Origin of the sequence: Pseudomonas sp. 14A (genome assembly GCF_018132745.1) — a bacterium.
Classification (GTDB): domain Bacteria; phylum Pseudomonadota; class Gammaproteobacteria; order Pseudomonadales; family Pseudomonadaceae; genus Aquipseudomonas; species Aquipseudomonas mercuritolerans.
Genome location: NZ_JAGRQJ010000002.1, coordinates 13,468 through 33,369 on the forward strand (window position 1 = coordinate 13,468; position 19,902 = coordinate 33,369).

Here is a 19,902-nt window from a genome sequence, read left to right on the forward strand (position 1 = left end):
CGCTCCCACATGGGTGTTTGTCAGAAACTCATATCCACTTTGGTCCAGAGCGTGCGCCCCGGTTCATTGATTGCCTGTGGGTCATTGGCCGGGTAACCGAACCCGGCGTTGCCAGCCAGATTCAAGTGTTCGGCGTAGGCTTTGCCGAACAGGTTGTCGACACCGCTGCTGACCTTCCAGTGCTTGTTGATGCGGTACGCGCCGTTGAGCGAGAACACGCCGAAGCCGGAGCTCTGGGCGTAATCCTTGCCGACCACGTTGCCCTTGTTCGCGTCGATGCGGTGCTGCGCGGCGACCACTCGCCAGAGTGCGCCGGCGCTCCAGTTGTCTTGGCTGTAGGTCAGGCCGAAACGCGCGTCCAGCGGCGGCATCTGCGGCAGTGCCGAGCCGTCACTGCTGTTCTTGCCCCAGGCGTAGGCCAGGGTCGCATCGGCTTTCCAGTTGTCGGTGAGGTTGTAGGCAGCTCCGAGTTCGCCACCCATGATCCGCGCGTCGATGTTCTCGGCGCGCGAGGTGCTCATGCCCATCATTCCCGGGGTGTAGTCGAACAGGATGTAATCGCGTACCACACCGATATAACCCGAGGCCCAGGCTTCGAGGTCGGCGCTCTTGTAGTTCACGCCAAAGTCGAACTGCGTGGTCTTTTCCGGTTTGATCGAGTCGAACGCATTGACCGATCCTGCCGGGCCGGACTTGGGCGAAAACAACTCCCAGTAATCCGGAAAGCGTTGCGCGTGACCGAGGCCGGCGTAGAGCGTGGTCGGGCTGTCGGCGAGGTCATGCTCGTAACGGATGAAGCCGCTGGGCAGGGTCTCGGCGCGGGTGTCGTCGGCGGTCGGGTTGGGACGGGACATCATCCCCGACCCGGTGGTCTGCCGGTAATCCTTGGCCGAAGCGCGATCCACCCGTGCGCCAGTGATCAAGCGATCACGCTCGGCGGCGTACCAGGTCATTTCGCTGAACACGCCGTAGTTATGGAAATCGGCGTCCTTGCTGTACGGCAGTTGCTTGTAGGTATCGACGCCCATTGCACTGCGCTGACGGTGCTCGTTCGTCTGTGCGTCGAGACCGGTGATCAGCTGAACATCAGCCCAGCGCCAGGTTGCTTTGATCCGTGCACCGAGGGTACGACGATCAACGTTGGACGCCATGGGCCCGGCCATCATGCCGGTGCCGGACGGCGTGCGCAGGGTGTAGTTGTCCATCACATGGTCGGCGTAGTTGTAGTAGACCTGCGCCTCGAGTTTTTCCAGCACCTCACTGATGTTGGATTTTTCCAGGCGCAGGCCGAGGCTTTCGCGCAGGAACTGCGAGCCGTCCATGCCGCGCCCGGCATACCGCGCCTCGCCGTCGCCCTTGCCGGCGGTGAGTTCGATCAGGGTGTCGGCATCCGGCGTCCAGCCCAGTGCGACATCGCCGTTCCACTTGTCGTAGCGCGAGGCGACGATGTCGTTATTGCCGTCGCGGTAATCGTCGGAATGCGCGGTGTTGCCGATCACCCGCATGTAACCCCGAGGGCCGCCGGCAGCTGCGTCGATGACCTTGTCGAAACGGCCGCGGGAGCCAGCCAGGATGCTGGCGTTGACGCGCGTGCCGAGTTCGCCGAAGTTCTCCGGCTCACGGTCGAACAGCACCGTACCGGCCGATGCGCCCGGCCCCCACAGGACAGTCTGCGGGCCTTTGATCACCGTGAGTTTGTCGTAGGTTTCCGGTGAAATATACGAAGTCGGCGCGTCCATCCGGCCAGGGCAAGCGCCGAGCATCATGCTGCCGTTGGTGAGGATATTCAGGCGCGAACCAAACATGCCGCGCAGCACCGGATCGCCGTTGGTGCCGCCATTGCGTACCAGAGCGAAGCCGGGAATGGTCTTCAGGTAATCGCCACCGTCACTGGCCGGCACTGGTTGGCGCGGATCCTTGGGGTTGGTGACGATCGTCAGTGGCGAGCTTGGGGCGATGGCAGTGATCACCGTCGGGCTCAGTTCGTTTTCATGGCCGGCGTGATCGTCGGCCAGCGCCAGCGGTGTCAGCAGTACGCCGCAAAGGACGGCAATAGCGTGCCTGCAACGAATCCGCGATTCATTCAGGGCAAAGTGCGCGCGGGCAGATTCCGCGCAGGGGACAGCAGTAAACCTGGACATGACAATTTCCATCGAACAATCGTAAACACCACGGCCGGCAGCCTGGAGCTGTCTTCTCAACCGTGTGCAATCAAAGGTGCGTGTTTACGTGGCGATGGGCGGGGCGCGGGTGCGGGCGCCGGGGAAGAAGGGTTGGCGGGCATGGCCCAGACGCGGGGAGGGTGGGGTGAAGGTGTTCGGTGGCGGGATATTGAAAGCGACGAAATCGCCGCCGCCGGTCAGTGCCGGGCAATTGAACAGCAGGCTGCAATAGCCGCATTTTTCCCACAGCACGTGATGCGAGGATTGCGGCGGGCAATGCTCGGCCGCAGGCTGGGCTGCATGGCCGCTATGATCCATGCCGGGCATGTCCATCGACATGTCCATGCTTATTGGCATCGATGTCGAGGCGTGTTGATCCATCGGCATCGACTGAGAAATCAGTGGACCGATGAAGATCATCAACATGGCGAACAGGGCGATCCAGCTGCCACGCGTCAGCGCTTGAGTCTGACGGTGATGCGGGACGGGCCTGGCGCGCAACGGGCGCATGGGCGAAGTCAGCCGGGTCGGTTACTGAGCGTGGACGTGGCCCTGAGCGGATTCCGGCGGTTTTTTCTGCACGGCGACGTCGACGGTGACATCTCCGGCTTTCTCGAAGTGCAGAGTCATCGCAAAGCGCTTGCCGTCGCTGAGCAGGTTGCGATCAGTCGGGTTGAGCAGCATAACGTGGTAAGCCATCGGCGCGAAGGTCACGGTGCCGCCGGCGGGGATTTCCACGCTCGGTACTTGCTGCATCTTCATCAGATCGCCCTGCATCACGTGCTCGTGCAGCTGCGCTTCGGCGGCAATCGGCGAATCGACGCTGAGCAGGCGATCGGCGCTTTTACCGGTGTTGTGGATGATGAAGTAGGCGGCGACGGTCGGCGCATTCGGCGGCAGTTCCTGCGACCACGGGTGGGCGATTTCCAGCGCACCCGCCTTGTATTCATGGGCATGGGCGAAGCACGCCGGCAACAACAGCGCAGCGAGGACGAAGAGTTTCTTCAACATGGCAGTTCTCCAGAACGATTTGAAACGCGGATTTTTGGCGCGAACAAATCAGACCAGAGGGGAAGCACGGGGATTGAGACTCGGCCATTGCTGGCGCGGCGTCGGGGCTTGCAGGGAGGCGGGCGCAACGCTGCGGTTGCTTTCAAATTGGGCGAAATACAGCTGCGGCGAATGCCCCGGCAGCGCCAGCAATGGCGCCCCACCTGAGCAACACCAGCAGTGCTGCATGTTCGAATGGCTGTCGTTCTGCGGGGCCTTCTGATCCGTGGCACCGATGTCGATCGCCACCATCTTCATGCCGCTGCCGGTGCAGAAACTGCTCCAGAGTATCTGCTCGGCCGGTGAACTGGCCGCCTGCGCCATCGCCCCGCTCAGCGGCATGGCGAGCATGTTGAACAGCACTGCAAGGCAGGCGATCCAGGCAAATGCTAACCGGCGTCGGTTCATGGGACAGGTCCGTTGGGTGGGCGATCAGGCGCGGCCCATTTAGCCTGATCAGGGCCGATAAGTAAAAAAGCGTCGTGCGGTTTGGTGTCGCAGTGCTTGCTGCAAAAGTTGCAACAGTCTGCGCCCCGTTTCGATTTCGCCGCTGTGAATGAGTGTAGCGGCTTCGATTCGCAATGCCTGGGCGAAATCCGCATCGGTCTCTATTCGTGCTCGTATGGTCTGCATAACGTCTCGACCTGCTGCTCGGTTAAGTTGCCCATCGCCCGAATCTTCCAGTGCACATCCTTCGATGTACTGGCCAAGATCGGCAGGAGTTTTCAGATAGTCCCGAACATCAAAACGAAGAAATTTCTCGGACATTGAATATCACGCCTTTGGGTTCAAAGGCCGAAGGGTAGGTGGTGTGCCTGAACGCTGAAAGTCGGTGTTGTTCTGAATTGATGTGGGTGGTGTCTGGCCGGGTTGTAGGAATCGAGACATAAATTCCGCCGAGCCGGAGTCATGTGGGAGCGAGCCTGCTCGCGAAAGCGCTGTGTCAGACAATGGAAGGCTACTGGTGCTGACGTCTTCGCGAGCAGGCTCGCTCCCACAAAGGGCCGTGCCGATTCAGTGGGAAAGGGCAGCGAGGACTTCAGCGACTGATTCAAACTCCTGATCAACCCCCGGCAACCCCGGTCGCTTCAACACCAGCACCGGCACTCCCCGCTCACGTGCCACTTCAAGCTTCGGCTCGGTGGCGCTGCTGCCGCTGTTCTTGCTGATCAATACATCGATCTGCCGGCGCTCGAACAGCGCTCGCTCCTCTTCCAGCAAAAACGGGCCGCGTGCGCCGATCACTTCGCAGCGCGGGTTGCCGGGATAAACGTCGAGGGCGCGCAGGGTCCAGAACTGGTGGGCGGGGATTTCGTCGAGGTGTTGCAGTGGTTCGCGGCCGAGGGTGAACAGCGGGCGGTGGAACGGTTGCAGCGCTGTGATCAGTTCGGCCCAGTCACTGACCTCGCGCCAGTCATCGCCTGCTTGCGGCTGCCAGGCGGGGCGGCGCAAGGCCCAGCAGGGAATGCCGGCAAGCTGTGCCGCGCGGGCGGCGTTGGCGCTGATTTGTGCGGCGTACGGGTGTGTAGCATCGAGCAGCAGATCGACGCCTTCATCGGCTATGAACTGCGCCAGCCCCTCAGCGCCGCCATAGCCGCCGACCCGAACCTGGCAGCGCAAATCGCTCGGCACCCGGCCAACGCCGGCGAGGCTGTAGATATGTTGCGGGCCGAGCGTGCGGGCAATCGCCAGCGCTTCAGTCACGCCGCCGAGCAGCAAGATCCGCTTCATACAAAACCTCCGGCATGTCCGACTATCCCGCCCTGACGATCAATGGCAAACACCTCGACCTGGACCTGCGCCGGCACTACGCTGCGAGCGAAATTCAGCGCATGGCGACACACCTCATCCCCCAAAGCAATGCCAGCCGCACTGGCCATGGCCAAGGCTTGTTGGCTGGTATTGGCTTCGCGAATGCCTTGCTGCAACGCCGAATCCGCGCCAATCGCCGTCGCCCATTCGGCCAGCTGCGGCAAATCGATGCTCGAATGCCGCGAATGCAGATCCATATGCCCGGCGGCGAGTTTGCTGATCTTGCCGAAGCCGCCGCACAGGCTGAGTTTATCCACAGGCACTTTGCGCAGATGCTTGAGCACCGCGCCGACGAAATCACCCATCTCGATCAGGGCGATTTCCGGCAGGTCATAGACCCGGCGCATGGTGTCTTCGCTGGCGTTGCCGGTGCACGCGGCGATGTGCAGATAGCCGTTGGTTTTCGCTACGTCGATGCCCTGATGGATCGAGGCGATGTAAGCGGCGCAGGAAAACGGTCGGACGATGCCGCTGGTGCCGAGGATCGACAGGCCGCCAAGAATGCCCAACCGCGGATTCATGGTTTTCAGCGCCAGTTCTGCGCCGCCCTCGACATTGACTGTGACCTCGAAGCCGGCGCCGTAGCCGGTTTCGGCGGCGAGCAAGGTCAAGTGATCGCTGATCATTTTGCGCGGCACCGGATTGATCGCCGGCTCGCCGACGGCCAATACCAGACCGGGTCGGGTCACCGTGCCGACGCCGACACCGGCGTTGAAGCGAATCCCCGGTTCGGCGCACAGTCGCACCTGTGAATAAAGCAGTGCACCGTGGGTGACGTCAGGGTCATCGCCGGCATCCTTGATCGTCCCGGCTTCGGCGCCGCCCTCGCTCAGGCGACAGAACTCCAGGCGCATCTGCACCTGTTTGCCCTTGGGCAAAGTGATGTGCACCGCGTCGGCAGCGATGCCGGTGAGCAACAGGCGCGCGGCGGCGAGGCTGGTGGCGGTGGCGCAGCTGCCGGTGGTGAGGCCGCTGCGCAGGGGCGCGGGTTGTTCGGCGGTTTCGTCACGCATCGAGGGGTTTGACCAGTTCCAGCAGGGTGATCGGCAATGCCTGACGCCAAGTATCGAACTCGCCGAGCGGTTGCGCCTGGGCGACATGGATGCGCGTCAGCTCACCGCCGTATTGTTCGCGCCAATGCATCAGGGTGACTTCGCTTTGCAGGGTCACGGCGTTGGCCACCAGACGGCCGCCGGGCTTGAGCTGATCCCAGCAGGTTTCGAATACGCCCTCACGGGTGACGCCGCCGCCGATGAAAACAGCGTCGGGACGTTCAAGGCCATCGAGCGCTTGCGGCGCCTTGCCGCGAATCAGTTGCAGGCCGGGTACGCCCAGCGCATCGCGGTTGTGTTCGATCAGTTGTTGACGGCCCTCGTCGGCCTCGACCGCCATGGTCCGACAGCTTGGGTGCGCACGCATCCACTCGATGCCGATCGAACCGCTGCCAGCGCCGACATCCCAGAGCAGTTCGCCGGGCCTCGGCGCCAGGCGGGCAAGGGTGATGGCGCGTACGTCGCGCTTGGTCAACTGACCGTCGTGGCGGAACGCCGAATCGGGCAAACCGGCGAGACGCGACAGGCCGGCAACACCGGGGGCGGCCAGACACTCCACAGCGACGACGTTGAGGTCGGCGACCGCCGCGTCGTCCCATTCACTGGCGCTGCGGTCGATACGCCGCTCGGCGTCACCGCCCAGATGCTCCAGCACAGACATGCGACTTGGGCCGAAACCACGCTCGCGCAGCAATTGCGCAACGGCGGCCGGGCTGCTGCCGTCATTGCTCAGCAGCAACAGACGCACGCCGCTGAACAGATGCGCATTGAGCGCCGCCAGCGGACGCGCCACCAGCGACACAACCGTCACCTCCTGCAACGGCCAGCCCAGGCGCGCCGCCGCCAATGCGCAGGACGAAGGGGCGGGAATGATCGACATCTCGTTGCTCGGCACCTGCCGCGCCAGACTGGCACCGACGCCGTAGAACATCGGATCACCGCTGGCCAGCACGCAGACCGGCTCGCCACGCGACTCGAGCACCGGCGCGAGGGAAAACGGACCCGGCCACAATTGCCGCTCGCCGCCAATGCACGGCGGCAGCAGGTCCAGCTGACGCTGGCCGCCGACGATCCGCGAAGCGCCCAGCAGAGCACGCCGGGCATTCTTGCCCAGGCCCTTGAAGCCGTCTTCACCGATTCCCACGATCGTCAGCCAGGGTGACATCTATATTCCTCAAAACGTGGCGTTCCGACGGGCAGACTTTTCATGCCGCCGGACAAAGCAGGCATAATACCGCGCCTTCGCCCGCGAAGCGCCTCTGCCACGCAACCGGTCAGCCCCTTGAACGAACGCCCGATGTCCACCGCCTTACGCCCCTCGGCCTGCCCGGGGTTGCTGCGTATCGTCCAGGCGCGGGACGGCGGTATCTGTCGGATCAAGCTTGATGGTGGTTCGATCAGCGCGGATCAGGCCGATGCGGTGGCCGCTGCCGCCGAAGCGTTTGCGAGCGGTGCGATCGAAGCGACCAATCGCGGCAACCTGCAGATTCGCGGCATCGGTGCGCAATCGGCGGCGCTGATCGAGCGCTTGCTGACCGCTGGCCTCGGGCCAAAGAACGCCGCCGGCGATGATGTGCGCAATCTGATGCTCAGCCCGGCCGCCGGCATCGATCGGCAGATGCTGATCGACACGCGCCCGCTCGCAGGGCAAATCCTCGACACCTTGCAAAGCCATCCGCGCTTCCATGAGTTGAGCGCCAAGTTCGCCGTGCAGCTCGATGGCGGCGAAGCACTGGCAATGCTCGAGCATCCGCATGATCTGTGGCTGTCGGCATTCGAGCGTGACGGCGAAATCCTCTGGGCATTCGGTCTGGCCGGTTGCCCGACCGATCGCCCTCTCGGCGCTGTGACTCAGGACAACGCTCACGCACTGGTAGTCGCCGCGCTGGAGCTGTTCCTCGACCTGGCCCAACCAGAGCAAACACGAATGCGCCATCTGCTCGACGAGTTGCCCAGGCTCGCGTTTCTTGAGTCATTGCGCGAGCGCGTATCGCTCAAAGCGATCAGCAACTGGCAGCGCCCGACGTCGGCAGACGCGCTGCACATCGGCGCTCATCAGCAAAACACGCAAGGTCGTTGCTACGTCGGCGCGGTGCCGCCACTGGGCCGACTTGATCCGGCGATGCTGCGTGGCGCGGCGCAACTGGCCCGACAGTCTGGCGATGGCAGTCTGCGCTTCACGCCGTGGCAGAGCCTGCTGCTGCCGAACGTGAAAGCCACGGATACCGACAACGTGCTTGAGCAGTTGCGGGCGTTGGGTCTGTTGACGACCGAGGCCGAACCACTGGCTCGCCTGATCGCCTGCACCGGCGCCGATGGCTGCGGCAAAGGCCTTGCCGACACCAAGCAGGATGCCTGGCAACTGGCACCTTTGCTGCCCGCAGGGCTCAGCGTGCACCTGTCGGGCTGCTCGCGCTCCTGCGCCGCCGCCCACTGCGCGCCAGCCACGCTGCTGGCCGTCGCCCCCGGTCATTACGACCTCTATTTTCGCGATGCAGCACAGCCCGGATTCGGCACGCTGCACGCCTGCAACCTTACTATTGAAGCGGCCGCGACCCTGCTCGACGCCCGCTCCCGGAGCCCCCTTGATGCTTGATTACATCCGCGACGGTCAGGAGATCTATCGCAACTCCTTCGCGATCATTCGCCGCGAGGCCAATCTGGCGCGCATCCCCGCCGATCTGGAAAAACTCGCGGTGCGGGTGATCCACGCCTGCGGCATGGTCGAGGCCGTCGACGGTCTGCAGTTTTCCGGGGGCGCGGGCAAGGCCGGGCGCGATGCGCTGGCGGCCGGTGCGCCGATTCTCTGCGACGCGCGGATGGTTTCCGAAGGCGTGACCCGCGCGCGCCTGCCGGCCAATAACCAAGTGATCTGCACTTTGCGCGACGACAGTGTGCCGGAGCTCGCCCGTGAGCTGGGCAACACCCGCTCGGCCGCCGCGCTGGAGCTGTGGCGCCCGCACCTCGAAGGCAGTGTGGTGGTGATCGGCAACGCACCAACCGCGCTGTTCTACTTGCTGGAAATGCTCGACGCCGGCGCGCCAAAACCGGCACTGATCCTCGGCTTCCCCGTGGGTTTTGTCGGCGCTGCCGAATCGAAAGCGGCACTGGCCGCCGACAGTCGCGGCGTGCCGTTCGTGATCATGCAAGGTCGCCTGGGCGGCAGCGCCATGGCCGCCGCCGCCGTCAATGCCCTCGCCACGGAGATCGAATGATGCAGGCCAAAGGACGTCTGATCGGCCTCGGTGTCGGCCCCGGTGATCCGGAGCTGATTACTGTCAAAGCCTTGCGCCTGCTGCGCGAATCGCCAGTGGTCGCGTATTTCGTGGCCAAGGGCAAGAAGGGCAATGCGTTCGGCATCATCGAGGCGCATCTGGTCGAGGCGCAGAATCTGCTGCCGCTGGTGTACCCGGTGACCACCGAGGCGTTGCCGGCACCGCTGTCGTACGAGCAGGTCATCAGCGATTTCTACGACGAAGCCGCTGTGGCGGTCGCCGAGCATCTGGATGCCGGCCGCGACGTGGCGGTGATCTGCGAAGGCGACCCGTTCTTCTACGGCTCCTACATGTACCTGCATGACCGCCTCGCCAGCCGTTATGAGGCTGAAGTCGTGCCCGGCGTGTGCTCGATGCTCGGCGGCGCTTCGGTGCTGGGAGCGCCGCTGGTGTATCGGAATCAGAGCCTGTCGGTGCTTTCCGGCGTACTGCCTCACGAAGAACTGAAGCGGCGTCTGGCCGATGCCGATGCGGCGGTGATCATGAAACTGGGGCGCAACTTTCCCAAGGTGCGTCAGGTGCTGGAGGAACTCGGCCTCGCCGAGCGTGCGTTGTATGTCGAGCGCGCGACCATGGCCAATCAGAAGATCGTGCCGATGGATCAGGTCGAGCCGATGTCCTCGCCGTACTTCTCGCTGATCATCGTCCCGGGCGAACGGTGGCAAGGTTGATGAGCCAAGCGACTCCCGCCATCGTCATTCTCGGCCAGGGCAGCCTCGCCACGGCGCGGCGCATTCAACAGGTCTACCCGGCGGCGCAGGTCCATGGCCTTGCCGGACGGGTTGAAGGCGCCGACAGCCGCTATGAGGAATTCGGCGCGACCCTGCGCGCGTTGTATCAGCAGGACACGCCGATCATTGCCCTGTGCGCAGCCGGCATTGTCATTCGCACGCTGGCGCCGCTGTTGCTGGAGAAAGGCGCCGAACCCGCCGTGCTGGCGGTGGCCGAAGACGGCAGCGCGGTGGTGCCGTTGCTCGGTGGCCTCGGCGGGGTCAACGTCATGGCCCGGGAGATTGCGGCGGCGCTGCAAGTCGCGCCGGCGATCACCACCAGCGGCGAATTGCGCTTTGGCACCTGCCTGCTCAATCCGCCAAGCGGCTACGCACTGGCTGATCTGGAATCGGGCAAACGCTTCGTTTCCGATCTGCTCGCCGGGCACAGCGTGCGCATCGAAGGCGCGGCGCCGTGGCTGGATCAGGCGCAGTTGCCGCAGGATCCGCAGGCGCAGCGGTCGATTCATGTGAGCAGTGCGCAGCGGGTGGCCAGCGCCGATGAATTGTTGATTTACCCGCGCAGTGTGGCGGTGGCGGTGAGTGCTGAGGTGGCGGATCTGCCGAACGCTATTCGCGCTGCTTTGCAACAGGCCAGCGTGGCCTTGCCGGCACTGGCGTGTCTGGTGGCAGCGGACGCTGAAATGGCCGCATCGAATCTGCGCGAGGCTGCGCTCGAGTTGGGCGTGCCGCTGCGCTTCGTCGCAGCGCAAAACGATCTTCAGGCGTTGGCCCGAGTTGCAGTGCCTGCGGCGAAGGTGATCAGCGCAGAACATCTGGCGATCGCGATTGCCGAGCAACCGCTGGACGTCGCGCAGATCGGCCGCCCGCGGGGTCGCCTCGCGGTCATTGGTCTTGGCCCCGGCGCCGCCGAACTGATGGTGCCCGCGGTGAAAGCCGAACTGGCCCGCGCCACCGATGTACTGGGCTATGAAACCTACGTGCGCATGGCCGGCCCGTTCCGCGACGATCAGGTGCAGCACTGCACCGACAACCGTGAAGAAATGCAGCGTGCCCGCCATGCCTTCAGGCTCGCCGCCGAAGGCCGCTCGGTGATCGTGGTTTCCTCGGGCGACCCGGGGGTATTCGCCATGGCCGCTGCGGTGCTCGAAGCCCTGCACGAATCGGACGATCCGGCGTGGCACAGCGTCGATCTGGAAATCCTCCCGGGCGTCTCCGCCTCGCTGGCCACAGCGGCTCAGGCCGGTGCGCCGCTGGGCCACGACTTCTGCGTGATGTCACTGTCGGACAACCTCAAGCCGTGGGCGATCATTGAGAAACGTCTGGATCTGGCCGCCGAAGCGGATCTGGCCCTGGCGTTCTACAACCCGATTTCCCGGGCGCGCCCGTGGCAGTTGGGCCGGGCGCTGGAGATCGTCGCGCAGCACCGCTTGCCTGAAACACCGGTGGTGCTCGGTCGGGACATCGGCCGACCGGGGCAGACGCTGCGCACCACGACGCTGGGCGCGTTGACGCCGGAACAGGTGGACATGCGCACGATGGTGCTGATCGGCTCTTCGACCACCTGCACGTTTGCTCGTGCCGGGGGCGGTGACTGGGTTTATACGCCGCGCTGGTACGGGGACAAGCCGCTTTGCTGAACCTGGCGCCGAGGCAAGTTGTAAACAAGTTGCCTCGGCGTGACATCCAGTCAAACATCACTGGCAGGTTCTTCAGTCTTCAACTGAGCGCTGCAAGCGTTGGTCAGGCTGTTGACAGCGTGCGAGTAATAACCCCAGCATGAACTTATATATTTCCGGATCATGCGCATAAGCAACTACATCGTTGGTGTATGTTTCCCGGGAAATTATTTGAGTCTTGTGCTTTTTGAAGTCGCCTCGCCGACAGCATAACTTCATTCGGATTCTTTAATTGAATCAGGTGAAGTCTTATGGGTGTCATGGAACAGTATGTTGGCGAGTCGGGTTTCATTTCCGCTGAAGACTTCTCAACGCTGAAACGAAACTTCAAGGAGTTCTCCGCTTCTGCCGACTATTTACAACTGGTTGAGATATACGAGCGCGGGGGGCAGGCGGCGAGCCTTGCGGAAAAACTGCAGGCAATAACCCTCTTTCTCGCCTGTTTTGATCGCTTGGCCAACCGCAAGTCGGCGCGTGGCTCCACGGCCGTTTACACAGTGGCAAACAGACTGCGCGGTTATGCGGTGCGCTTGACGAAGACTGTGAGCATGCTCAGCGACGCAGCCCCGCCAGTGCCGAAAATCATGCATTTTGTCTGGGTCGGCGGCAGTGAAGTTGGCAGTATCCAGCGTGATTACATGAACATTTGGCGCCAGGTTCTGGCCGCCGAGGATTACCGGTTCAGTCTCTGGTACGACAGTGACGCCTTGCTCGCGTACGAGATGAACCGGGTCATTACCGACAGCGCCAGAGTCGATGCGATGGAATCGGGCGGTGACACAATCAGCAAGCCCGCTGTATTGGCAAAGATGATCGAAGATCGTGCGCGGGTATTGAAGCGCGAGATGTTCGAGTTCCTGCAACAACCGCAATGGCGAGGCGACGCCGATCAGGCCCGTATCGAGCTGATGGTGTGCGCTTACGGTAAAGACCGTGCGACTCTGGAAAACTTTCGCCAACACTGCCTGCAAACCCATCAGCAAATGGCGGGCGACGACTTGCAGTTGCGTGATGTTCGCCGGGAGTTTGCCGGGCATTTTCTGGAAGATATCTATCAGCGTGAAGTGGCCATGCGCGGCAACTTTGCAGCGGCCAGTGATGTTGTGCGCTTGCAGGCTCAATACCAGGAGGGCGGTCGTTACAGTGACATGGATTACTTGCCGCCGTTGGTTGAAAAGCTGGGCGATGTCGATATCAGCAGTTACAACGCAGAACAACGTATTGGCGTGTTGCAGGTGTTGCTCAATAACGATGAAACATTGATGCCGGGTCGCGATCGTCAGCGTTATCTCGACAGAATCGGCACCATTGCCGCTGCGGATCTGGCAGCGTTGCAGACGTTTGCTCGCAATAAACACCGACCTGGCGAAATCTTTGTCGCCCCGCAAGAGCACTCGGCGCCGCTAGATGCGATGCGTCTTGGCACTGCTCATGGTATCCCCGTGGCGGGAGAAATGAATGCGCATATTCTGGCCCACGCGGAAAGTGGCATGACCATGGCGTACATGCAGATGATCCGCCTCAATTATGACTGTCTGCTGGAGGTCGAGCGTCGCGTGATTACCGATAGCATCGATACGACAGACGCAGGGCGGCTGGTCGCGGTTATTCAGAACGTGGTGAATGAAGCACTCGCGCAGCAGAAGTTTCCGGCTTCAACGATCCATTTCGCCGCTGGCAGACTCATCGAAGCTATCCATTCCTATTATCAGGACGGCATCAGAGTCGGCGCTCGCAGCACGATCACTCTTACCGGGCCGGGTGCCGCCGCAGCCGGGTTGACCAAATACATTGAAGAGTATCTGCTGCCTGAGCAGATCGATGGCATTCGCAATCATCTGAAGTTGGTTGACGGCTACAACGTGTTCACCGAAGAGGAAATGATTTCCGGCTGGACGGTTAATGACGATGAGACGCAATGGCTGGCCAATGAGCAGGAGAAATGGCGCAGCGGCAAACTCAAGTCGCGTTATACCGGCCAGCTGGCGGATCTGCTCAAGCCGCAACAGACGCTGACGTTCAAGCAGGGCTGGCCGGTGGTGGGCGGTAAACCGGTGTTGCTGACGGCGGTCTTGCAGCAATGGATCGATGACCTGGGCGAACCTTTTGTCTACGCCATGCGCGAAAAAATCAGCGGTGACATCACCTTCACCGATGCTGTTTCCATCGGCTTCGAAACGCGTCAGTTGATCCGTGCGCAAACGGTAAGCGAGTTGCCGGTTTCCCATGGCGCCGAAACGTCCAGCAATCTCAACGAATTGTTCAGCCGAATCGCCCACGACTCGCTGCCGCTGGAGCAACTGAGTCCGTTGGTGCGGGTCCTGCTCGGGGGGATTTTCGGCGCGGCCAGTCTCGACGAGGCGGGCTTCGCGGCTGCCTGGCAAACTACCCGCGAGCTTGCCGTTGAAACCGACGGCGACGGCACGTTCGCGCGTTTTGACGCCATCGAAAAAGCCATTCGTCAGCGCCAGGGGCCGGCCCTCGAGGCCGCCCTGATGCGCGGCGCGGCGCATCCCTTGCTGACGGCGCGCGAGCTCAAGGTCCAGGCGCTCTTCGAACCGCTGACGGTGCGGCAGTGGGGCATACGTATCGGGCAAATCAATCGCACCGCGCAGCGCGAGTACCGCACCCGGATCCTTGAGCGCAGCGCGCAGGTGCGCGAAGTGTTCGTCGGCGCAGGAGCCCTTTGCGCCAGGCAATTGCCGCAGGATTTGCTGATGCAGACGATCAGCGACCCCGGGCGCCGCTGTTACCCGCTGGCGCTGTTGACGGGCGCGGCGTTGGTGGCAGGCGAGTCAGCCGAGCGCACACTGGTGGGGCGTGCCGCCACGGCAGATATTCACCCTGAACAAACCGGCTCAAGGGCTTTGCTCAGTGCGCTGAATGAACTGCGCAGCTTGCCGACCAGCGCCATCGGTGAGGCGCGCGGCCTGCAAAATCTGGACACGCTGATGCAGACGCTGGAGGCGAAGGATGCGTCTACCGTTCTGCTGCTCGACACCGGTGATCACGCGTTGCTGATGGCCAAAGTGCAGGTGGACGGCCAGTTCGTTTACCGCTTCTATGACCCGAACTTTGCCATCTATGCGTTCGCTGAAGGTGCCCATGCCAAGCTCGCCGTGGAGCGTTATCTGGGCGCAGGCGACAGTGCGCTGGCGAAGCTTTATGGACTGGGCGACATGGCCGGGGCGAAGTTCAACGTGATCGAACTGAACACCGAGGTGATCGCCGCACGCAGGCTCTCGTCGGGGTTGCGCGTGGACACTTTTCTGCACTCGCCTTCGAGCGACTCGCGCCGTGCTTCGGTCTGGGCCAGGCAAGCGCTGGCGCGCCAGCGGTCGCTCAGCGAAAACGCGCGGATGGGCGCAAGCCTGGCGCACGTGGATGCGCGTTACTGGGCACAGGCATTCAGCGATGCCACGCAGCAGTTGCGCAGTGCCCACTCGCTCGGGGGGGAATATCTGCCGCTGCTGGATACCCTCAAGCCCCAGGCGGACGGCACTTTTTCGCTGACCCTGGTCGACGCGCAGAAACCGCATCAGACACGAATGGCAAGCACTGCCGATCCGCGCTTCGAGCAGCTCAAGCAGCATCTGGAACGAATGGTCAAAGCCACAAAAGCCGCTGCTCCTGGCGAATTTGACGGCGGCAGCCGCCTGAGTTTCGCCTTTGCGCTCCAGACCCTGATCACTGAAATGCGTTATCGCGAATACCAGGCCAGCGATCAGGTGCCTGCCTTGTCGATTGCGCTGCAAGTACAGACCTACGTCAGTTATGCGCAACTGGGTTTCGCCGTGGTCAGCGATAGCGCTCAGGTGATCAATCTGGTGCGACAAGTGGCCGCCAGTGAGCAGGCACTGCGCCTGAGCCGGTCAGCGCTGGCCGGCCGGGTACTCGGGGCGGCAGCCACCGGTGTCGGCTTTGCATTTTCGCTGGTCAACATCGGCTTCGACGCCTACAACTTGTCGCTGGCGGAGAATCACGAGCAGCGTTCGCGCTTATCTACGTCGCTGGCATTCAATGTCGCGGCGTTGGGACTGGATATTGTCGCACTGGCCGCCGGTGGAGCAGTGGGCGCAGCGGCGGCTGTCCTGTCCGTGCCGCTGCTGGGTGTCGGCATCGGTGCGACGGCCATTGCCAGCAACCTGGGGCAGATCGCCGACAAGGCCACCGAGGTCGGCAATCATTTGCGTGCCATCCACAACGCTTATCAGCCAGGCGCTTTCAGGTTGACCGACGGGGTGTTGCACTTCCCGGCCGAAGCCGTGATTACCCACCTCGATCTGCAAGACCGACAGGTGCGTTTCGACAGTCAGCGGTTTTATCCGTGGAGCGGTGGCCCATTTGAATTGCCGCAGTACAACGATGATCCGAAACTGGTCCATCTTTCCCTGAACATTCGCCAGGCCTTTGGCCTGCCCGAGCGTGCAGCGCTGAACCTGCAGGCTGATACTGTGCTGTTGCCCTGCACGCCGCTGTGTTACTACGGCTACGAATACCAGTTGGGCGGTGCCGGCCATGTCTACGAGCCCCTGCCGGGCGAACAGGTCGAACCGCGCAGTGCCAGTGAACGTCCCGAGCCGAGCTGGTTTGCGCATTTCAACTCGTTGGGAGCGCTGGGCGATGCGCTGAGGGTAGAGCTGGACGAGCGCATCCACACCCGCTACCCGCAATTGCGCAACCGCCTGGCAGACAAGCTGGAATATGACGAACACGGCAGACAGCACTTTTACCTGCACAGCACGCCGTCGCTCAAACACATTCTCTACAAGCTCCTTCCTGTCTACAAACCGACGACGATCAGCGTGCAACTGGATGATCAGGTTCGCCAGATAGCGGTTGCGACCCTGCCCGATGAATGGCGGCAGAAACTATCCTACGAAATTTCCGCTCCGCCAGGGCACCGTCAGCTGCGCCTGACTCCTGGTTTGAAGCAGGTGACATTGACCGGTTACGGCAAATGGCGGGTGCATGCGCCCTGGGTCAGTGTCGAGCAGGTCAGTTTCGGCACCACACCTTCACCGGAAGGTGATGGCGCGCGACTTTATCTGGCGGGGCGCCATTTGACGGTCGACGCTATCGTGCTGTCGGCTTTCGAGGGAACGATCGAGCTGGCCGGCGGCGAGTTGTTTGAGCTGGACTGGCAACGCAATGCATTGCGCCTGGTCTGCGTTACTCTCGGCGATACCAACAACTCAGGCGAAGTGATGGCCCGCCTGGGCAAACTGGATCGTGAACAACGTCTCACTGCGGGCTACCTGGCGCTTCAGCGATTCAACGTGCCGTTGCAACCCGCCACCCGCCCGCTGCGCACAACGGCCTACTACGACGTCGCGCAAAAGCGCCTGTTGTACGCGCGGGACGTACCGGTTGACGTCCACGAAGGCTTGTTGCTGGGTGCCGCCACCGCTGATCACGCGTGGTTCTATCACCCCGATCACGCTACGGTCTGGCGCGTCGATGCGATCAGCGGCCTGGTCGTGCGCCGCTATCGTTTACTGAGCGTCAAGTCCGCCACGAAAATCACCGCTTTCAGGCAACTCGCGGACGGCACTTTGCGTGTCTCGCAACAGTTGATTGAACGAAAGGACGTGAACGTACGCACCACGCTTGAATTTCATCTGACCGATCAGGCCGTGACGCTCACAGATATGAAGATGTGGACGGACGATCTGCAAGACTCTTTCCTGAAGCCGGAGCCGGGCACCAGAACAGCGTTTTTGCGCTACCGCCAGAAGACACGTCGCGCCTACGCTGACGGGGCCACGACCATGGCCTCGGCGATCCGCACCTGGACCTGCGCGCCCTATCTGCATGTTCAAGCTTATTGCCTCGATAAACTGCTCGAGCGAGCGTGGATCGGGGTCCGTAACGGTCGATACTTCGGGGCTGACACCGTCAGCGACACAGACCGAGTGCTGCTGATGCCCACATCGTCTGATCCGGGCACCGCGCTGCTGTTCTACAGCAAGCAAAGCCGCATGCTCAGCCACGGCATCGAACTGTCCGACAACGTTTTCTGGCACAAGGCGCTGGCCAGGGACGTGGTCGATCTCAGGCGCATCGGCTACCGCTACCTGGCTACCCTGAACGATGGTCGATTGTTCGAAATCGACCTTAACGCCAGGGACGATAACTGGCTGTCCGAAATCGACGGAAACGTTCTGCAATTCGTTGGCCTCAGCCAGCGTTGGCTGCAACACAATCCCGACTGGCTGGCAGCGCTGCCGCCGCTGGCCAAGGAATACAGCGGTGCAGCGTTTGCGATTGTTGGCCTGCACGCTCAGGCCGGGCAGCCATTTCTGGCCGCCTGGTGCATTGACGAAAAGCTCGTACTGATGGATGCCAGGAGTAGCGGCGAGCTGACCTTGTTGGGGTTGACGCCGGACCGCGAGGCCGTCTGGCTGCTGAATGCGGAAGCCGGAACATTGTGGCGCCAGAGGCTGGTGTCATTCGAAGAAGCCCGCGAGGCGTTCGGTGGCACCAGCGTTGTCCGGCATCGGCAGACGTTGCCACGGGCCGAACCGGTCTGGTCTTCGTGGCTGTTCAGCGAAGTGTTGCCCCACGGCAATGGTTTGCTCGGTCGCACGCGAGACGGCGTGACGCTGCAACTGCAAGATCGGCAACCGGCACGAATTGTCGGCACGGAAAACCACTGGTCGCACGTTCCCGGACAGACCTCTGAACAATTGCGCGAACGCCTGAAGCAACTGCTGGATGGACAAGCCCATGCTGCGTTTCTGCCCGTGGAAAATACCGGTGATCGCTATCAGTACTACGCGCCGGCGCTCGACAAGCTTTTTGTGGTGAGCGCAAGGGACGATGGCAAATGGGCGACTTTTCTCGGTACGCACAATGGTGCCGATCCGCTGTTGTTCGACCCGATCGACGGGTTGATCTTCAGCGCCGCAACGGCGGACCGCTTATGGTTGCCGAACAGCTTCGCTCAGCGTGACGACAACGTCATGTCGCTACAGGTAAGCGATGACCTTACCGATGTGCAGCCATTGCTTGTCGACGGCGTGGACACGTTGATCCTGACCTTCGGTTCGAGCACGGAGGGTTATCGTATTTCGACTGAAAGCTGGCAGCGTCTGGATTGCGTTGTTGTCGATGCACGGCGTCCATCGGCAGTGCAGGCGGCGGAGCCGGGCCTGCTGGTGCTGGATCTGGATGAATGCGGGCATTTTCTGATATCGAAGGTCGATGCCGATATGCTGTTTGCCGATCCGGACAGTGGCCACACGCTGATCGTCCGCCACGCCGAAGAGCAGGGTGCCTGTGAGCTGGCGCTCAGGGTGGCCGGTCGCCCCTGCCAGTTCGCCTTGACGCAGTGGATGCGGGCATTCGCAGCAGTGCAGGGCAGCGATGCAACTGTCAGTTTGTCAGCGGTGGTTGAGCAGTTGTCCTGACGGGGCCTTTCACCTGGGCGATAAAAAACGCCGCGGACGTTAACGTCCGCGGCGTTTTGTTTTGCATTCGGCCATACGGTGCTCGCTCAAGGCACCAGATACCCCTTCACGCCGGTAAAAATGATCTGCGCGGCCAGCGCGCAAACAAACAACCCCATCAAGCGGCTGACAATCTGCAAACCCTGATCACCGAGAATCCGCTCGATGCGATTGGACAGGTACAGCACCACACCGACAGTGAAACTGGCCAGGGCGATACTCATGATCGCGGTGAGCTTGTCGTCCCAGTGCGGCTGGCTGACGCCCATCACCAGCAAGGCGCCGATGGTGCCGGGGCCGACCGTCAGCGGAATGGTCAGCGGCACGATGGTCACGTCCTGCTGGACATTGTCGGCCTGCACCGCCGGTTTGCCCTGAGCCATGCCCAGCGCGGAAATGAACAACACGCTGCCGGCGCCAATGCGGAAGGCGTCCACGGTGATGCCGAAGACATCGAAAATCACTCGCCCGAACAGATACAGCAGAACACTGGAAATCAGCGTCGCGAGGGCGACCTTCCAGGCCAGGCGCCGCTGTTCCTTGCGCGAATAGCCGCGGGTCAGGCTGATAAAGCAGGACAACACGAAGAACGGGCTGTAGAGCACCAGCATCTTCAGGTAAACGCTGAACAACACATGGAGCATGATGCAAGCTCACTGGCGATGGAGTCGGGGGGAGTCTATCAGGCAC

14 protein-coding genes are annotated in these 19,902 nt (G+C 62.3%); 5 read left to right on the plus strand and 9 right to left on the minus strand.

Annotation, left to right across the window (positions count from 1 at the left end; all coding sequences use genetic code 11):
- Positions 1-20 precede the first annotated feature (20 nt).
- The 8 genes from PS14A_RS02290 to cbiE all read right to left on the minus strand — a co-directional run bounded on the left by PS14A_RS02290 (position 21) and on the right by cbiE (position 7,241).
- The gene (locus tag PS14A_RS02290) at positions 21-2,141 is read right to left on the minus strand and encodes a TonB-dependent copper receptor (RefSeq protein WP_212615194.1); all 2,121 of its coding nucleotides are present in this window, start codon (positions 2,139-2,141) and stop codon (positions 21-23) included.
- An 84-nt stretch (positions 2,142-2,225) separates the two neighbouring features.
- The gene (locus PS14A_RS02295) at positions 2,226-2,672 is read right to left on the minus strand and encodes a DUF2946 domain-containing protein (RefSeq protein ID WP_212615195.1); all 447 of its coding nucleotides are present in this window, start codon (positions 2,670-2,672) and stop codon (positions 2,226-2,228) included.
- 21 nt (positions 2,673-2,693) lie between these two features.
- The gene (locus PS14A_RS02300) at positions 2,694-3,173 is read right to left on the minus strand and encodes a copper chaperone PCu(A)C (protein WP_212615196.1); all 480 of its coding nucleotides are present in this window, start codon (positions 3,171-3,173) and stop codon (positions 2,694-2,696) included.
- Positions 3,174-3,221: 48 nt separating this feature from the next.
- Positions 3,222-3,620, minus strand: a complete 399-nt coding sequence (locus PS14A_RS02305; RefSeq protein WP_071174272.1) for a DUF2946 domain-containing protein — start codon at positions 3,618-3,620, stop codon at positions 3,222-3,224.
- Positions 3,621-3,668: 48 nt separating this feature from the next.
- Complete coding sequence (locus PS14A_RS02310; RefSeq protein WP_212615197.1) at positions 3,669-3,980, minus strand: hypothetical protein; 312 nt, start codon at positions 3,978-3,980, stop codon at positions 3,669-3,671.
- 246 nt (positions 3,981-4,226) lie between these two features.
- A complete protein-coding gene (locus PS14A_RS02315; RefSeq protein WP_212615198.1) occupies positions 4,227-4,943 on the minus strand; it encodes a cobalt-precorrin-6A reductase in 717 nt (238 codons plus the stop codon).
- Positions 4,940-6,037, minus strand: coding sequence for a cobalt-precorrin-5B (C(1))-methyltransferase (locus tag PS14A_RS02320; protein WP_212615199.1), 1,098 nt, complete (start codon positions 6,035-6,037; stop codon positions 4,940-4,942). Before PS14A_RS02320 ends, PS14A_RS02315 begins: the two co-directional genes overlap by 4 nt.
- Complete coding sequence (gene cbiE / locus PS14A_RS02325; RefSeq protein WP_212615200.1) at positions 6,030-7,241, minus strand: precorrin-6y C5,15-methyltransferase (decarboxylating) subunit CbiE; 1,212 nt, start codon at positions 7,239-7,241, stop codon at positions 6,030-6,032. The genes PS14A_RS02320 and cbiE overlap by 8 nt, the downstream gene beginning before the upstream one ends.
- Positions 7,242-7,373: 132 nt before the next feature.
- Between cbiE and cobG the strand changes: the two genes are divergently transcribed.
- From cobG to PS14A_RS02350, 5 genes are all read left to right on the plus strand, one after another.
- Positions 7,374-8,672, plus strand: coding sequence for a precorrin-3B synthase (cobG, locus tag PS14A_RS02330; protein ID WP_282961449.1), 1,299 nt, complete (start codon positions 7,374-7,376; stop codon positions 8,670-8,672).
- Complete coding sequence (locus PS14A_RS02335) at positions 8,665-9,291, plus strand: precorrin-8X methylmutase (protein WP_212615202.1); 627 nt, start codon at positions 8,665-8,667, stop codon at positions 9,289-9,291. Before cobG ends, PS14A_RS02335 begins: the two co-directional genes overlap by 8 nt.
- Positions 9,291-10,022, plus strand: a complete 732-nt coding sequence (locus PS14A_RS02340) for a precorrin-2 C(20)-methyltransferase (RefSeq protein WP_039757046.1) — start codon at positions 9,291-9,293, stop codon at positions 10,020-10,022. The genes PS14A_RS02335 and PS14A_RS02340 overlap by 1 nt, the downstream gene beginning before the upstream one ends.
- Entirely contained in the window at positions 10,022-11,722 is a 1,701-nt protein-coding gene (gene cobJ, locus PS14A_RS02345) for a precorrin-3B C(17)-methyltransferase (protein ID WP_212615203.1), read from the plus strand. The genes PS14A_RS02340 and cobJ overlap by 1 nt, the downstream gene beginning before the upstream one ends.
- A 587-nt stretch (positions 11,723-12,309) precedes the next feature.
- Positions 12,310-19,173: a TcdA/TcdB pore-forming domain-containing protein gene (locus PS14A_RS02350; RefSeq protein WP_249121144.1), complete on the plus strand. Its 6,864-nt coding sequence runs from the start codon at positions 12,310-12,312 to the stop codon at positions 19,171-19,173.
- A gap of 86 nt (positions 19,174-19,259) precedes the next feature.
- Here the strand turns inward: PS14A_RS02350 and PS14A_RS02355 are convergent, their stop codons facing one another.
- Positions 19,260-19,856: a MarC family protein gene (locus tag PS14A_RS02355; RefSeq protein ID WP_016771870.1), complete on the minus strand. Its 597-nt coding sequence runs from the start codon at positions 19,854-19,856 to the stop codon at positions 19,260-19,262.
- Between the last annotated feature and the right edge of the window lie 46 nt (positions 19,857-19,902).

Excerpts from the sequence above, each read along its gene's own strand:
- PS14A_RS02290 (WP_212615194.1), bottom strand. The coding sequence starts at position 2,141 with ATGTCCAGGTTTACTGCTGTCCCCTGCGCGGAATCTGCCCGCGCGCAC.
- cobG (WP_282961449.1), top strand. The coding sequence starts at position 7,374 with ATGTCCACCGCCTTACGCCCCTCGGCCTGCCCGGGGTTGCTGCGTATC.
- PS14A_RS02340 (WP_039757046.1), top strand. The coding sequence starts at position 9,291 with ATGCAGGCCAAAGGACGTCTGATCGGCCTCGGTGTCGGCCCCGGTGAT.
- PS14A_RS02295 (WP_212615195.1), bottom strand. The coding sequence starts at position 2,672 with ATGCGCCCGTTGCGCGCCAGGCCCGTCCCGCATCACCGTCAGACTCAA.
- cbiE (WP_212615200.1), bottom strand. The coding sequence starts at position 7,241 with ATGTCACCCTGGCTGACGATCGTGGGAATCGGTGAAGACGGCTTCAAG.
- PS14A_RS02300 (WP_212615196.1), bottom strand. The coding sequence starts at position 3,173 with ATGTTGAAGAAACTCTTCGTCCTCGCTGCGCTGTTGTTGCCGGCGTGC.
- PS14A_RS02310 (WP_212615197.1), bottom strand. The coding sequence starts at position 3,980 with ATGTCCGAGAAATTTCTTCGTTTTGATGTTCGGGACTATCTGAAAACT.
- cobJ (WP_212615203.1), top strand. The coding sequence starts at position 10,022 with ATGAGCCAAGCGACTCCCGCCATCGTCATTCTCGGCCAGGGCAGCCTC.
- PS14A_RS02350 (WP_249121144.1), top strand. The coding sequence starts at position 12,310 with ATGCTCAGCGACGCAGCCCCGCCAGTGCCGAAAATCATGCATTTTGTC.
- PS14A_RS02315 (WP_212615198.1), bottom strand. The coding sequence starts at position 4,943 with ATGAAGCGGATCTTGCTGCTCGGCGGCGTGACTGAAGCGCTGGCGATT.
- PS14A_RS02355 (WP_016771870.1), bottom strand. The coding sequence starts at position 19,856 with ATGCTCCATGTGTTGTTCAGCGTTTACCTGAAGATGCTGGTGCTCTAC.
- PS14A_RS02305 (WP_071174272.1), bottom strand. The coding sequence starts at position 3,620 with ATGAACCGACGCCGGTTAGCATTTGCCTGGATCGCCTGCCTTGCAGTG.
- PS14A_RS02320 (WP_212615199.1), bottom strand. The coding sequence starts at position 6,037 with ATGCGTGACGAAACCGCCGAACAACCCGCGCCCCTGCGCAGCGGCCTC.
- PS14A_RS02335 (WP_212615202.1), top strand. The coding sequence starts at position 8,665 with ATGCTTGATTACATCCGCGACGGTCAGGAGATCTATCGCAACTCCTTC.